Annotated in this window: 11 protein-coding genes; 7 read left to right on the top strand and 4 right to left on the bottom strand. The window is 45.2% G+C overall.

What is annotated here, in order from left to right; translation table 11 throughout:
- Positions 1–72: 72 nt before the first annotated feature.
- On the bottom strand, positions 73–756 hold the full coding sequence (locus tag ACJJIL_RS12900) for a hypothetical protein (RefSeq protein WP_445359890.1): 684 nt from the start codon (positions 754–756) through the stop codon (positions 73–75).
- A gap of 754 nt (positions 757–1510) precedes the next feature.
- Here ACJJIL_RS12900 and ACJJIL_RS12895 point away from each other — a divergent pair.
- Both ACJJIL_RS12895 and ACJJIL_RS12890 read left to right on the top strand, forming a co-directional pair.
- The gene (locus ACJJIL_RS12895; protein WP_445359889.1) at positions 1511–3679 is read left to right on the top strand and encodes a jacalin-like lectin; all 2169 of its coding nucleotides are present in this window, start codon (positions 1511–1513) and stop codon (positions 3677–3679) included.
- Between the two features lie 146 nt (positions 3680–3825).
- A complete protein-coding gene (locus tag ACJJIL_RS12890) occupies positions 3826–4275 on the top strand; it encodes a phosphate-starvation-inducible PsiE family protein (RefSeq protein WP_413665304.1) in 450 nt (149 codons plus the stop codon).
- Positions 4276–4400: 125 nt separating this feature from the next.
- Here the strand turns inward: ACJJIL_RS12890 and ACJJIL_RS12885 are convergent, their stop codons facing one another.
- The gene (locus tag ACJJIL_RS12885) at positions 4401–5486 is read right to left on the bottom strand and encodes an NAD(P)/FAD-dependent oxidoreductase (protein WP_445359888.1); all 1086 of its coding nucleotides are present in this window, start codon (positions 5484–5486) and stop codon (positions 4401–4403) included.
- A gap of 135 nt (positions 5487–5621) precedes the next feature.
- On the opposite strand from ACJJIL_RS12885, the gene ACJJIL_RS12880 reads away from it, so the two are divergent.
- A complete protein-coding gene (locus ACJJIL_RS12880) occupies positions 5622–6482 on the top strand; it encodes a LysR family transcriptional regulator (RefSeq protein WP_445359887.1) in 861 nt (286 codons plus the stop codon).
- Here the strand turns inward: ACJJIL_RS12880 and ACJJIL_RS12875 are convergent.
- A complete protein-coding gene (locus ACJJIL_RS12875) occupies positions 6413–7324 on the bottom strand; it encodes an EamA family transporter (protein ID WP_444913440.1) in 912 nt (303 codons plus the stop codon). The two genes, ACJJIL_RS12880 and ACJJIL_RS12875, sit on opposite strands and share 70 nt — an antisense overlap.
- Before the next feature lie 119 nt (positions 7325–7443).
- On the opposite strand from ACJJIL_RS12875, the gene ACJJIL_RS12870 reads away from it, so the two are divergent.
- Positions 7444–8844: an aminotransferase-like domain-containing protein gene (locus ACJJIL_RS12870; protein WP_444913441.1), complete on the top strand. Its 1401-nt coding sequence runs from the start codon at positions 7444–7446 to the stop codon at positions 8842–8844.
- Between the two features lie 135 nt (positions 8845–8979).
- Positions 8980–9750 carry a hypothetical protein gene (locus ACJJIL_RS12865; RefSeq protein ID WP_444913442.1) on the top strand — a complete coding sequence of 257 codons (771 nt, stop codon included), beginning with the start codon at positions 8980–8982 and terminating at the stop codon, positions 9748–9750.
- Positions 9751–9815: 65 nt separating this feature from the next.
- Here ACJJIL_RS12865 and ACJJIL_RS12860 read toward each other — a convergent pair whose 3' ends face one another.
- A complete protein-coding gene (locus tag ACJJIL_RS12860; protein ID WP_413665310.1) occupies positions 9816–10196 on the bottom strand; it encodes a VOC family protein in 381 nt (126 codons plus the stop codon).
- A 570-nt stretch (positions 10197–10766) separates the two neighbouring features.
- Between ACJJIL_RS12860 and ACJJIL_RS12855 the strand changes: the two genes are divergently transcribed.
- Both ACJJIL_RS12855 and ACJJIL_RS12850 read left to right on the top strand, forming a co-directional pair.
- On the top strand, positions 10767–12635 hold the full coding sequence (locus tag ACJJIL_RS12855) for a carotenoid oxygenase family protein (RefSeq protein WP_444912743.1): 1869 nt from the start codon (positions 10767–10769) through the stop codon (positions 12633–12635).
- Between the two features lie 118 nt (positions 12636–12753).
- The gene (locus ACJJIL_RS12850) at positions 12754–14337 is read left to right on the top strand and encodes a D-arabinono-1,4-lactone oxidase (protein WP_445359886.1); all 1584 of its coding nucleotides are present in this window, start codon (positions 12754–12756) and stop codon (positions 14335–14337) included.
- The last annotated feature ends 51 nt before the right edge of the window (positions 14338–14388 follow it).

Below are 14388 nucleotides of genomic sequence, written 5' to 3'. Positions count from 1 at the left end.
AAGCGGCACCTAGTAGCTATCAGCTCTGACAGAGTTGGATTTGTCGCAATTGCTATTAAGTTAGTTGAGAAATTATTCTGTGTTGGGTTGTGGTTCTTGAGAAGCTTGGAATAGTGATTTTATCAGATTCTTGGTGATTTCTTTTTGGTGTTCAGCTCTCAGGTTCTTCATGTACGTAGACTCGTCGGGAACAACTATCTCAGGCAGTATTTCTTTCACTGCTGAGTCGCCATTCCATTCTACAGTCGCTGTGCTGTCGAAGCTGGTTCTGAACTTTATATATTTATCCTTATCGACAAATACATAGCTATTTGAGAAGTATTCAGCATCGTTTCTGTTGGTAAGTGTGAAAGATGACTTTTTTCCAGAATATAGCTTTTCACCGATTTTAAAACTGAAGTTTTCAATAGTCTCTGGTGATCTTGACTTGTAATGCCCTTGCTCTATAGCAAAGTCAACTTCATCTATAATATCGCCCATTTCAATGGAGATAATTTCATCTGTATTTTCCCATGTGATGCTATCGATAGGGTATACATAGACATTGATAATATCGGTAGGATACTGCTTATTATCGTACTTTAGGGCAATTCCCAGCATGGGTTCATCGAAGGTGCTGCTTTCGGTGAGTACAAAGTTATCTGTTTCTTCTGGGGTGATCAGGTCTTGCTGATAATTGCTTGCATTTTGCGGCCGCATAGATCCACATGAGGCGATAAGAATACTACTCAGTATGATAAGTGCCTTGCTTTTCATTCTCTCTCCTTGATAAGGCTGCTTTCCTGGGGCGGAAATTATAAGTTTCTATTTGTTCTATGAATGTAATATTTCAATAAGCCTATCACTCCTTGGGTGCTCAATTCACTGTTTGGTAAGTATAAATATCTAAGTTGTACTCTTCTTATATCCTGAATCCGGCTTAGCTTTAAATTAATTCTACGCCTTTTGGAAAAGATTTTTGCCGTCTATTTTTTATCAGCTGTTAGCTGAAGCGTGTGATGCCGACTCTTTTAAGGTTTGTCCCAATTATATTTTGAAACTATCAATAATCTGAAAAGATGAATTAGATGCCCAAACTTCGCCCCTGAACCAGCTGATTTAACGTGCGTAATATCACTTCCAAGGTTGTGATTGAATCCTAAATACTGGAGGGATATTTGGTCTGTCATTTATGTTGGCCTTGTTACAAATGGGCAGATATTTACATAACTGCCTTAAGCTCGTAACTGATTGGTCATGCTCTGTAGCTACTATTTTGCGCCCCCGCTAGCGGGTAGTTTTATGAATGTTTAATTCGGAGATGGATGTTTGTCAGTACTGAAAAGTGCGCAAATTATGAAAGTGTAAAGTAGGGTAAATGACTAAAATTGACCAGTCAGTACTGTTGTAATTTAGCGGTTCACGACAGGTGTGTACGCTTGTTCCAATTGGTCAATTCAACTGAGGGGAAATACTTACTGGGATTTTTATTTTAGCGGTAACTATCAGGATACTTATCAGGAAAAGAATAATGCATAAAACAATTGGTTTGGTATCAAGTTTGCTTTTGAGTTTTTCGATGTCTGTTGTCGGCGAAATTGATGCTAGCGATGATAAAGTGAAGCGCCTGGATTTACAGGGGCAGATTGATACAAAGGCTCCCTTATCAAAGACCTTGTGGGCGGGAGCGCATAATGCCTATGCATCCTATCAGTGGGATCAGGGTGTATATACCGATGTAAACCAGTGGTACGCGCCGGAGAAATTATTCAGTCGGGGAATACGTCTGGTCGAATATGATACTTACCCTGCTTCCAGTTTCAGCTCAACACCGCACCTGTGTCATATGGGCCTGGAAGAGGCCACTATGTGTATTTATATGTTTGGTACAGCTGCAACGCTGGGGGATGGGCTGGATGAGATTAAGGATTTTCTTGAAGATAATAACGATGAAGTCATATTCCTAAAGTTTGAGGCTTACGATTCTGATTACCACCAGAACTTCCGCAATAAGATTGGTGAGAAAATTGAAAGCAGGTTGGGGGATCTGGTATTTAAGCCTACCGACTGGGGCTATACAGAAGATGATTGCGCCTCCCTACCGGCGCAAACACTGACTAAACAGGATGTGTTGGATGCGGGACGCAACGTTATCCTATTTATTCAGGTGCCCAGAGAGTATCCGCACACTGGTGATAACAATCTGTGTGATTACCATGACGAGTCAAACACATCGAAATTCAGACGCAATGTCTGGATCGGTGTGGATGAGATGGATGCATCTGGAAACCTCACTTCCAATGAGCCACTTGCACAAAATTCCAGCCAGTTAACAGCAGATATCGACGGTAATGCCAGCGCAACCAGCCACTACAACAATGGGAATTTAAGTGTCGCCTTGGATGCAACAACCGAATATAGCAAGGATGACATCAAGTATTCCGGCAGTGAGATCCTGGAGAAAGCAGTATCTGGGTATAACATGCTTGAGTTGGCGCTGGTGGAGGCCAATGCGACCACTATAGGTGCTTCTAAAGCTCCCCAGATTGAAGATTTTACGTGGTCTTGGCGGAATGACTCTCCCAGTGGCAGCAATAGTTGCGCCTGGTTAAGTAATGACGGAGAAATTCGCGACTATAGCTGTAGTACGGAGCGAGTGTTTGCCTGTGTGGACGACGAGCGAAACTGGCACATTAGCAGTACATCGGGAACCTGGAGTGAAGGTTACTCCGTCTGTGAAGCCGATGGCTATCGCTATGGAATGCCTTATAACGCTTTGGAAAATGCCGCTCTCTATGCCAAGAGGAATTCGGAAGGTGTAACTACCTCGGTGTGGGTGAATTACTACGAACCATTTGATGGGTTCTGGATCGCCAACCAAGACAGCTACTCGGATTTTGGTTATATCAAAAAAGATGTTGTGGGTGGTACCGGAGGTGATGCGTTTGATTCAATCGACCTGGTAAAACGTAAGCTACTCGGCAGCGGTACTATGAATCTGAAATCTGTCCAGATTCGTTCCGGTGGTCGAATTGACGGTTTTAAAGCTTGCTATGAATTTAAGCAATCCCTAAGCCATGCCACAGCCAGTGATCATGAATACTGTATTGAATACGGTGATGGAGACGGTGGCTCGATGGGGAGTGTGCTGAGTTTTAACTCCGCCAGCAGCGAGTATCTGGATGACGTTAAGATTTGTGTCGACGATGAAAAACATGAAACGGGCAGTGTTTACTACCTTAAATTGACGTCGAGCAATGGCTCATCTATTTCCGGGGGGACTCAGCAGGGGACTTGTACAACTTATTCTTCCACTTCATCCCAGCAAATTTTTGCTTTCCACGGGCGCCACGGTGATGAAATCAATGCTTTGGGCGTGCACAAGTTGTCCAACAGCTTGGTAAATCCAGGGTACTACGCAACCGAGTGGCTGGACCTGGATGATCCCTCCTCAGGTGGCATTGATTATGAGAGCTTTAACGAACACAAGTCAGCGGGAAATATAAGCAATAGCTGTGCTGTCAGTGATGTTGCTGGTATTGAGGCAAGGGTTGTTGATACGAAGTTGGATTATTCCTTAACCGGCGAAAGCATGCATATAGGCGATATCGGCACTAATTACCGCTTCTTTTGTGCAACAGAGGATTGTAGTGACTACGAAGTAAAGTATTTCTTCTCTAACGCAGCCTGCCTACCTTAACGACTCACAATATCCCGGCGGTGAATATGCTGCCGGGATTCCTCTTACTACTCGCTCACTAAAGGAAGCTCTCTCGGCTGAATACGGGGATTTCGCCTATAGTCGAACTCAAGCAATGTGCGGTATCAATCGGCAGAGCGAAGCCCATGAAATATGACGAGATACATGAGGATCATGCTGATCCACTGATCAACCAATTACATCGAGCAATAAAATATGCCGTTAAATTTCTCGCCATTCTTATGGTGTTGGTCATATTCTGGACCATTGCGGATGTCGTCTATGTACTTTATGAAAGGCTAATGGAGACGCCATTCCTATTGCTGGATATGGAAGATATCCTCGAGACTTTTGGGGCCTTTCTCGCAGTTCTTATTGCCATTGAAATTTTCACTAATATCCGACTCTACCTGGGTACAAATGTGATACCGGTGCAATTGGTATTGGCTACAGCCTTAATGGCTGTAGCTCGGAAGGTTATTGTGCTCGACTTAAAATTTGTTAACGCGGAGCAAATAGTCGGTATTGCCCTGGTGACTATCGCCCTGGGAGTTTCCTACTGGCTGGTGAGGGAAAAAAGTAATAAACCTGGTTAGTACTTGTGAGTTTTTGTCCTTGATAATGCTCACTTTATGATTTTATTTTTTGTATTTATACAGTTGGCTAAAATAGAATCATATCGTTAACTGCATTAATAGCTACTTACAATAGTTAGCCCGAACTAAGAGAGCCGGGTATTTGGCTGAGTGCCAAATCCACGATAAACCTTATTAATGAATAGGTCTTTCTGCTTCAACCGAACGAGGTGGTTGCAGGTTGTTACTGCGAAAGGTAACTGTACTAATCCTTGCTTCTGGCCAATGGGAACTAGTGCCATTAGTGGGTTTCGTTTATAGCTTTTGGTACTTTTTCCTTTTCTATTTCTGGCGATGGCCTTTGCCAGGTATTCACCTTGCTGAGAGGCGAGGTAGCCCAGTTTGGCCTCACCAATATCTGCAATGTCTCCGAGTGCATACAAGCTAGGTTCGTCAATAACTTGAAGTCTGTTATCGACTTTCACAAATCCCCGCTCATTAAGGATATGCGCTAAGTGCGGTTTAAGGTAATCATTGTTGGGTAGCACACCAGTCGCTTCAAAAACCAGGTCTGCATCGCTGGCTTGGCCGCTGTTGAGATCGATATAGCAGCCATTCTGATATTGGTAGCGGCTGTTAAACTGAATTTCTACACCTAAATTCTCTAATTGTCTCTGGGCTTTGATTTGTGCTTTAGGCTTGAAGTTGTCCAATAAGACCTCTTTATTGTGTGCCAGAATTACTTGAGTTCTCGGCATAGCGTGTGCGATCTCTCCTGCCAATTCGACACCAACGACCCCTCCACCTATCACCATGACTTTCCTTGCTTGTTTCAGTCGCTGATGCTCGTTCAACAGTTCTTGGTTTCTGGATTGAATATCCATTGCGCAAAGGGATTTGGCCATTGGTATACTCGGATATCGGGTGCCGGAAGCGAGTATGGCACTGTTGAAATGTAACTCTGTTCCATCTGCCAAACGCGCTGATTTCGCAGACATTTCCATTACATCCCCCTGAATGAAGCGGCCATAGAAAAAGTCCCTGTAGTACTTGCGCGCTTGATTCCCGGTGCTGGATGGATCGGTTACATTGCGCAAGGTGGCAAAAGTGACTTCGAAATAATCTTTTTTGTCTACCAGAATGGTATGGACGCCATTTCTTTCCAGTGCTTGTGCGACAGACACACCGGCGAAACCACCGCCTACTATCAATACTTCCGCTTCAATTACCATATTTTTCAACCATTAGAGGGTGTACAGGTCATTTGAATCCATTTTATGGTGTAGCGAATATGCTGTTAATGTGTGATTATGAGACTCTGATGTGCATATTTGCACATGCTGAGCATGGGGGGCTTGAGGTAAATAATGGATAAATGGACTGAGTTAAGGACCGCTTACAAGCTGGCCAAGCTTGGCACTCTGAGTGCAACGGCCCAGGAGATTGGTATCCACAGGTCCACCGTGATGCGCCATATTAATGTATTGGAGGAGAGCCTTGGGGTTGTACTATTTCAGCGCAATGACAAAGGCTATATTCCAACGGAGGCGGGGCTGGATGTTATGCGACTGGGGGAGGTGACGGACAGCCATTTTTCCCAGTTGTCCTCGCGGTTACAAAGCAAAGAGCAGAATTTGCAAGGCAAGCTCACCATCACCTCTGTCGGCGAAATGGTAGACCTGTTGATGCCGCTCATTAGACAGTACCAGACCCAGCACCCAGGTATGCTTGTCAATTTAATCGGGGATCTGCGCAATTTTAACCTGGAGTACGGTGAAGCTGATATTGCGATTCGTGTCGGTGAGAAACCAACGACACCTGATAATATCGTGTTGCCGTTTTTTACTACAGAATTCGTTTTCTATGCACACAAATCCTATATTGAAGACTATGGGCTTCCCGATAAAAGTAATCTTCAAGGGCACAGGTTTCTGGTTTTAGGTGATCGCCCGTTACACTTTGACTGGAATGAATGGATTTATAATCATATTCCCGATCAAAATATTGTGCTGACTGCTTCCAGTCAGCAAATTCTTAACCAGGCAATGCTTTCTGGCTGCGGTATTGGCGCCATGCCGAGAATCCTGGCTAAAAAATTTGAAGACATTATTGAGATTCCTACGCCTGAAAGCTGGCAAATCTCAACTTGGATACTTGTTCATCGCGATATGTTTAACATGCCAAAAATCCGTGAGTTTCTTAGCATCTTAAAGCTCTGGCGAAAATGAACAATACCAAGTGCCAGCCCAGAGAAAATCATAATAGCGGCCATTAATTTTTCTGAACCAATCGATTCGCCAGTTAATAACCAACTGAAAAAGAGTCCAAAAACGGGGCAGAGTAAACCTAAAGGCGCAACAGTAGACAGCGGGTACTTAACGATTAACCGGTTCCAGAACCAGTATCCCAGCAGAGTGGTTGGGTAGGCCTGAAACAATATGGAGAAAATCAACTTTCCACTAAGGTTGTTATGAATTTCATAAAATATATCCGCACCATTTTGAATATAGGTAGCAGCGAACAATGGTAACGGTGCAAAAAATAGCCCCCAGACAATAAAGCTAAATACTTCCTGTGTGCCGCTGGCTTTTACAATGAGCCCACTGATGCTCCAGCTGGTAGCCGCTATTAAGATAAGTGCAATACTGATAAGGGGCACAGTGCCATCTTCAACCATCAAACTTAGCAACAGCCCTCCCAAGGCAAGTAGAGCCCCAAGAGCTTTCTGCGGGATAATCTTTTCTTTCAGGAATGCCCAGCCGAATAGTAAGCTAATCGCAACATTTACTTGTAAAAGAAGTGAGGCCATTCCCGCAGAGAGTCCACTAGAGATTGCCCAGGTGGCCATCCCCCAAACCCCACAGCCAAAAGTCAGGCTGTAGGCCAGAACGTACTTCCAGCTGACTGTCGGTCTGGAAATGAAAAGCACTGCCGGAAAGGCGGCCAAAGAAAAGCGTAAAGCCACCAGAAGGAGTGGGTCCAGATCTTCCGTTCCCATCTGAATAACAATGAAGTTGAATCCCCACATTGCCATTAGTAGCACACCAAGTAATAAATCCGAGTACCGCATCAGCCCCTCCAATTTGTCTCGGGGCTAACTATCCAAGAAATGAAAAAAGGTATACAGATGCAATTTTTGTATAAAATAGGTATACAGTTTGGGCGGAGACGGAATCGGAGAGGGGATAGGTGCGGTATAAAGAGCTTGCCGAACGCTGTATTGAGGATATTCAGTCAGGGAGAATACCAAGCGGTCATAAACTACCGTCCCTCAGGCGGTTCGCTGCACAAAACGAAGTGAGCCTGACAACAGCCCAAAGCACCTACTACTTGCTGGAGGAACTCGGCTGGGCGAAGGTTCGACCGCAATCTGGATTCTTTGCCTCAGTTCCTCCCAGCAGTAACCCGCCTCCCATAATGCCTGCATTTACCTGCCGAACAACAGATCCAGTAAGTCACGAATACTATTTCCGTGGGTTGGGAACAGGGCCATTGGGTGTTGCGTCTTTATCTCCAGAGCTATTGCCGTTAGATTCCCTGGAGCGCAGTATGCGGCGGGCAACCCGAGAGGCTGGCGCCAGTATGCATGGCTATCCGGTTTCCTCAGGGGAGCCGCTTTTGCGCAGTGCGCTTAGTGCACACTTTGCCAGCTATGATTTGCATTTCTCTGCCAATGAATTAGTAGTGACGAATGGTTGTATGGATGCCGTCCGCACAGCGATTGCCATTACGACTAAGCCCGGTGATGCGGTTGCGATCAGTTCTCCTTGTTACAACGGTCTTCTTAATCTGTTGGCGTTGATGGGACGAAAAGTCGTTGAGATACCGACTGTTGAAAACGGCTTAGACCTCGCACAGCTAGAGCGCTATATGCAGCAGGGATTGGTCCAAGCGGGTCTTTTTAGTAGCAGTCATATGAATCCTACGGGCGTGTCCCTGAGTTCGGAGCAGAAAGAGAACCTGGCCGCACTGGCTGGTAAATATCGGGTTCCAATTGTCGAGGATGATGTGTATTTGGAACTCGGATTTCAAAGAAGTCTGCCCATGCCCGTGCGCTACTGGGACCGGAGCGGGTATGTGCTTTGGTGTGGCTCTATCTCCAAGACACTGAGCGCAGGCTATCGACTGGGGTGGTGCTTACCAGGAAGGTATCGAAAACAATATGAACGCTATCGATTTACCGAAAGTTTCGGTGTGAACTTGCCCGTCCAATTAGCGGTAGCTGATTTCATCGGTACCAACCAATACTCCCGTCATGTGCAGGGGCTCAGGCAAAAAATTTCCTTCCAGGTCGCATCCTATCGCAACTACTTAAGTTCATCCTTGCCCGATGAATCGCGTATCAGTGACCCCCATGGAGGAATGGTGATTTGGTTGCAGATCCCAGGGTTGGACAGCCGGAGTCTTTGCCGTATGGCTTCCGAAGAAAATATAGCCTTGTTGGGCGGTGCAGATTTCAGCACGCTTGATCTCTACGGTGATTGTGTGCGGGTGAATTGTGGTTGGCCGCTTGAAAGTAAAGATGGAGGGAAGACTGAGGCCGGATTTCAGCTGGAACGTTTTATCGAGTTAACTCACGGATGCCGATAATTAATATTATTCAGATATTCACAACCTTGGAAGAAGGTACCTGAACTTTCATATCGTTACACTGCTTTTGATAGTTATTTTTCCTCTGCTAGAATCCGCGTCCCTTTTAGGATGATTGTTCACGGAGGACATCTAATGAAAACTCTTGCCACTTTTACAGCAGCGATTGCTATTGCCGGTGCGGTTCCCGCTCAAGCAGAACAGACTTTTGAACTGCCTAAGTTTAGTCAGTGTTCTGTAGCAGCTTCTGCAAGCAATACTAATGATCGCGAGGTTTATCGCATCTTTTCAGATTTCTATTATGAAATAGAAGACTCTCGAGAGTATGCAGTTAAGGCTGTGCAATACTGGGCTGAAAGCTTTGCAGAAGACTGTGCTGGCGAGACAAGTCAAGTCAGCCTGGATATGGTTCAGTGTGATAATTTTATTGGCGGTGCGCCGGTTTGCAGAATAGAAAGTGATGAAGGTGACTACGTCATTGTGAAAGACTATGTTGATTCAACCAACGTAGTACTCTCTCAACATGACCAACAGAATTGGCCAGGAATACACTCTTCGAATGATCAGGAAACGCTGTGGATGGCCAGGCCTGAACTTTGCTATAGCGAGCTTCTGGAAGGCGGCGGTGACTCTCAAGCATATTACTTGGACACCTACAGCTATCGCTACTTTGGTGATTACCGCTATGTATTGGCAAGGGGCAGCCGAGACTTGGTGCAAACTCTTGAAAGCCAATACAGTCAGTGTGAATACGACACTTCGGGAATCGAAGCCTATAAAATGCAGTGTTCTGAGACTTCCCAGGGGACGAAGGTGTGCGCAACTGCACATACTGGCGCCGGCTATTTCGTATTCGTGAGTGACGATCATCACGGCATGCACGTTATTTTCAACCGCTGGGACTGATTACACTATTAGTCCACTTATACAGCGCCTCCCTGTAAGGGGAGGCTCCTGATTGCGAACCCTAATTAGCTTGCTCTATACAGTGCGCAGAGCTTATTGCCAGCAGGGTCTCGTAAGTAGGCGAGGTAGATTGGGCCTACGGCGCTATCCCGTACGCCTGGGGGCTCTTCGCAGCTGGTACCACCGTTGGCAATACCTGCAGCATGCCAGGCATCAACCTCTTCAGAACTGTTTACTGTAAAGCCAATAGTGCTGCCGTTGCCATGGCTTGCGGGCTCCCCATTGATGGGTTTGGTGATGGCAAAAATACCGTTGTCATTAAAATAGAAGCAGCGGCCACGATCATCAATAGTGCCGGGTTTGTAACCCAATATTCCGAAAGTGGAATCGTAAAATACCTTTGATTCCTCGATATCGTTGGCCCCGACCATAATATGACTAAACATTGATGTCACCTTAAATTAATTTTAGGGTAGTTGTGCGTGAAAGATTGTATACCAATACTATTAAACATCAATGAATAATCATTCACTCATTGCCTGATAGAATTGTTCGTATATCCGTTACCTCCAGGCTGTACCTCTCAGGGTGTGTGGACTGGTGCAGCTTTCTATCTATTGCGGTTTATATATGAGATGCCTCACAGATATATTAAATATTGTGCGATTCAATGATCATTAATATTTATTTTAAATTCTGTTGTTGATAATAATGTGGTGGCTAATTCGGGTGATATCGGATTTCTTATCGATATTTTTTTGCTTGACTGACTGGTGTTTGTTTTTTGTTCTGCTTGATAGATTGTATTTTCTGGTTTGGTTTATTTTTATTGTGGTATATAGGTTGATAGTGTGAATTTTAAGGGGTTAAAATTCTGGAGGTTTGATTTGATAAAAAATAATAAATGGTTTTCGCTTAAAGGTTTACTTTGGGTGTAAATTGCGCCAATTATTTCATTAAAAAATTTAATTTTATGGTCAGGTTAAGCTGTCGGCCGTATTTTTTAGGGATAAAAAATGAAGCGTCGAGATCTATTAAAGGCTGCAGGTGTAATGTCTGCATCACCGCTTATGGGAGTGGCATCAGCTAAGGCTGGAACAAGTAATGCTTTGGATGGCTCTAGTTTCCCAGAGTCAATAATGGTTGGTGATCTATCAGATTCCTCCGGAGTGCTCAGTGTAATACAGGGAATCTTACCCGATGATGTTATTGGCCATCTTCTTATGGCTGAGGGTATTCCACTGGCGTCCAACCATCTTACACCTAATGGAAAGGGAGCTTTGACCCGGCTCGACTTTACTGGGCGGAGCAATAACAGTGAAGTTCCCTATACCCGAAAAATGATACGTACCGCGTCTGCGATAATGCAGGAGCAGGATTTAACAGGTTTTGATAAATTCAATTTGTTAGGTGGGACAATATACTCAAGCCCGAATCTGGGATTTATGAACTACTGTAATACGGCCCCCAACTATATGGGAGATAACCGTTTTGCAATGAGTTATGAAGGGGGTATGCCCTATGAGTTTGATGCTACAACTCTAGAGATGGTAACCCCTATTGGAGAAGTGGATGAATGGAAATCGAGCTTACCCCCGCTGCTTGAAAATCTAACCCCAGAAAAGTGGCTATTTCCCCAGGTTCGGACTACCGGTCACCCTTTCTTTGATCTGGAAACAGGTAACTGTATCACCATCAACTATGGTGGAAATATTGGTGATTCTGGTAGCTCAGGATTTATTCGATTAATTCGCTGGGATCGAGAGGGTGCATTTGAAAGTTGGAACATTCGGGATCGTCAGGGTAACAACGCCTATATTGCTGCAAGCTCACACTCTCTTGGCGTAACGCGAAATCATATCATTGTCTTTGAAACTGCAGCGAGAGTTGAATCTACCCGAATTATTGGAACAAGAATAGTTCTGCCTCAAGAACACCGGACCCGGTGTTGGGTTATTCGGAAGGCCGACATGGTGCCGGGTGCTGATACTATTATCGCAGATTACCTGGAGCTCGGCTTTGATACTTCGGACATTGTCTGCAACTACGATGACAATGCGGGTGAGATTACCCTGTATGGCCAATATATGGGGGCAATGGATAAATCTGAGCAGTTATTCCGCTTTGAAATCCTGCAGAAGGGAGGTTTGGTACCCAAGTGGTTGTCCGGATACCCTGCAGCGCCGCTGGATGTTGGAGGTTTGGTGCGTGCCCGGATTCGAGTTAACTCAAATTCAGCTATTGAGATAAAAGAAGATTACCGCGTTATTCGGGATGATGCGCTTTCCTGGGATATGAATGATCCGGCTTACCGTGGGCACTTCCAGTTCCCTGAAACCTTTGAGCACCTTTATTGGGCTGCTGTGGGTTACAGGCCTGACCATATATCTATGCGGGTTTCCTGGGCATATCGCGATTATCCTGAGCGCCACTACGGCTATTGGAATATGCCTGAAGAAAGTCGTCCCTCTGCCTTGATTCATATGGACTGCGTCAATATGAAAATTGCGGATGCCTTTCAGTTCCCAGAAGATTGCGTAATGCGTACACCGCAATTTATGGCCCGCCCGGGCTCCACGGCCCAGAACGACGGTTATGTGATTGCGGCAGTTGTACGCAAATATCCAACGACATCCGATTCCAATGGTAAAGAGTTTTGGATTTTTGATGCGGCACGTCTCAGCGGTGGGCCAATTTGTATCCTAGCTAACCGATCACTGGAATTTGCAACCACGAATCATGCACTGTGGGTGCCATCCATTGGTCGTCGCCCTTTATCGGCCTACCGGTCAAATTACGCTGATTTTCTTCGCAGTAAGGCGCCTGATCACAGCAGTAATGTTCGGGACATCATCGATGGGGAGCTACTTCCCCGTTTTGGTTGATTTATCCAGTCTAAGTTAATGCAATAAAGGGAATTTAGGTATGTGTGCAGAAATAATAACCAAATCCAAACATTTATTGAGGTGGTGTAAAAAAGCTCTTTGTGTAGCAGGCGTTTTCATGGCTGCTACAAGTGTTGCAGAACAGCTACCGCCGCCAATTGAAGTGCCTGAGGTATTAAAAAACTACCAGGATACTCAGGATTGTTTCCCTGGTGTTATCCATGATCCGACCAGTATTGATGAGGTTCAGCAGATAGTACGTGATGCAGCGGATCAAGGCCGTAAAGTGATGACAGGGAGTCGCCGATTCAATAGTCAGATTGATGCGGCCTGTGCAGGAAATGGAGAGGTGCAAATCACTCTGGAAAATATGGATCAGGTCGTTAGCCTGGACAAAGATAACCTGTTGGTTACTGTTCAGGCCGGTATGAGATTCCGGGATTTGACCGCCTATCTTCGAGAGCATGAACTAAGTGTGCCGATGGTGACAGAGCTGGCCATATTCACGATAGGCGGTATGCTGGGAAGCGGTACTCACGGTTCAACTTTTACACAAAAAAGCAGCATGATCTCTGATTATGTCACCGAATTGAAGTTGGTTGATGGCAATGGGGACTTACGAGTAATCAGTGGTGAGATGCTCAATGCCGCCAGGGTAAACCTAGGTGTTTTAGGCGTAGTTGTTGAAGTGACCATAGAGGTTGAACCTGGCTATAAAGTACAAGCAAAAGTAAAGGGGTATCACAGCGATGATGAGCTGGAGGATGTTGTTCTTGATTTGGCTCGAGATAATCATTCAGCTAATGTTGCCTGGTTCCCGGGATTAGGGCGCTATACCGTAACAACTTACAACAAGGTACCTTTGTCGACTAAGGGTAATGCCTACAATGCCCAGGCAGATGTATCAGACTTCTCCGAATATTTATTTGGGCTGATATTTGATAGCCTTCATGAAGCCGATAGTGCCGCATTGCAGTGTTTTGCAGCTTCTCTTCGCCATACTGCTCGCTCCAGTTCCTATTTCAGGGATGTTGACTCAGGCTTGAAAAAGTTTATTAAGCCCACTGGACATGCGGACCTGATGCAACATTTCGTATGTAAAGAGCCAGATAAATGTGTCTGGGACAACCTTCCAATTGCACTTCAGGAAGTCGCGATTCCATTTGAAGAATTGCCCAACTGGATTGCGGATGTCCGCCAGATTATTGCAAATAGTGAAAAAACCTGTTTTCCGCTGAATGGTATTTATTTCCGTTTTGGCAAGTCTTCCGACAGCTATTTAGGGATGACAGCAGGCCGCGATACAGCGTTTGTAGGGATTGAATATACCCTTCGTCAACGAGGTGAAGCTGTGCCAAAGAACTACTTTGTCAATTTGGAAATTGAGCAAATGTCCCTCCGGAAGTATGGAGCCAGGCCTCACTGGGGTAAGAATTCAGTCGCTATTTTTGAGGACATGGCTGAGCGATTCCCCAAATGGTCCCAGTTTATGGATGTTAAAGAAGAGTTGGACCCAAACAATATATTTTCCAACCCCTTTTGGAATCGGGTAAGTGGAGCTGATCCTTTGGAAAACTATTTAACTCCTGGCTGCAATCCCGATGGTCAGTGCTATTGTCAAACAGATGAACACTGTGAAGAGGGTTCCAGCTGCCAAGCGGGAGTTTGGTATTCAGACGCAAGGATTTGTAAAGCTGACTAGAGCACTTTGGGGGGGGGATATTTCCACCCCCTGCGTTTAATTGGTAGTGAA

The organism is Microbulbifer maximicatervae (SeqCode) (assembly GCF_052468095.1).
This window is presented reverse-complemented; position numbering and strand designations above follow the sequence as displayed.

Bases quoted from the DNA above. Each gene is read 5' to 3' on its own strand.
- ACJJIL_RS12900 (WP_445359890.1), bottom strand. From the start codon at position 756: ATGAAAAGCAAGGCACTTATCATACTGAGTAGTATTCTTATCGCCTCA.
- ACJJIL_RS12895 (WP_445359889.1), top strand. From the start codon at position 1,511: ATGCATAAAACAATTGGTTTGGTATCAAGTTTGCTTTTGAGTTTTTCG.
- ACJJIL_RS12890 (WP_413665304.1), top strand. From the start codon at position 3,826: ATGAAATATGACGAGATACATGAGGATCATGCTGATCCACTGATCAAC.
- ACJJIL_RS12885 (WP_445359888.1), bottom strand. From the start codon at position 5,486: ATGGTAATTGAAGCGGAAGTATTGATAGTAGGCGGTGGTTTCGCCGGT.
- ACJJIL_RS12880 (WP_445359887.1), top strand. From the start codon at position 5,622: ATGGATAAATGGACTGAGTTAAGGACCGCTTACAAGCTGGCCAAGCTT.
- ACJJIL_RS12875 (WP_444913440.1), bottom strand. From the start codon at position 7,324: ATGCGGTACTCGGATTTATTACTTGGTGTGCTACTAATGGCAATGTGG.
- ACJJIL_RS12865 (WP_444913442.1), top strand. From the start codon at position 8,980: ATGAAAACTCTTGCCACTTTTACAGCAGCGATTGCTATTGCCGGTGCG.
- ACJJIL_RS12860 (WP_413665310.1), bottom strand. From the start codon at position 10,196: ATGTTTAGTCATATTATGGTCGGGGCCAACGATATCGAGGAATCAAAG.
- ACJJIL_RS12855 (WP_444912743.1), top strand. From the start codon at position 10,767: ATGAAGCGTCGAGATCTATTAAAGGCTGCAGGTGTAATGTCTGCATCA.
- ACJJIL_RS12850 (WP_445359886.1), top strand. From the start codon at position 12,754: ATGGCTGCTACAAGTGTTGCAGAACAGCTACCGCCGCCAATTGAAGTG.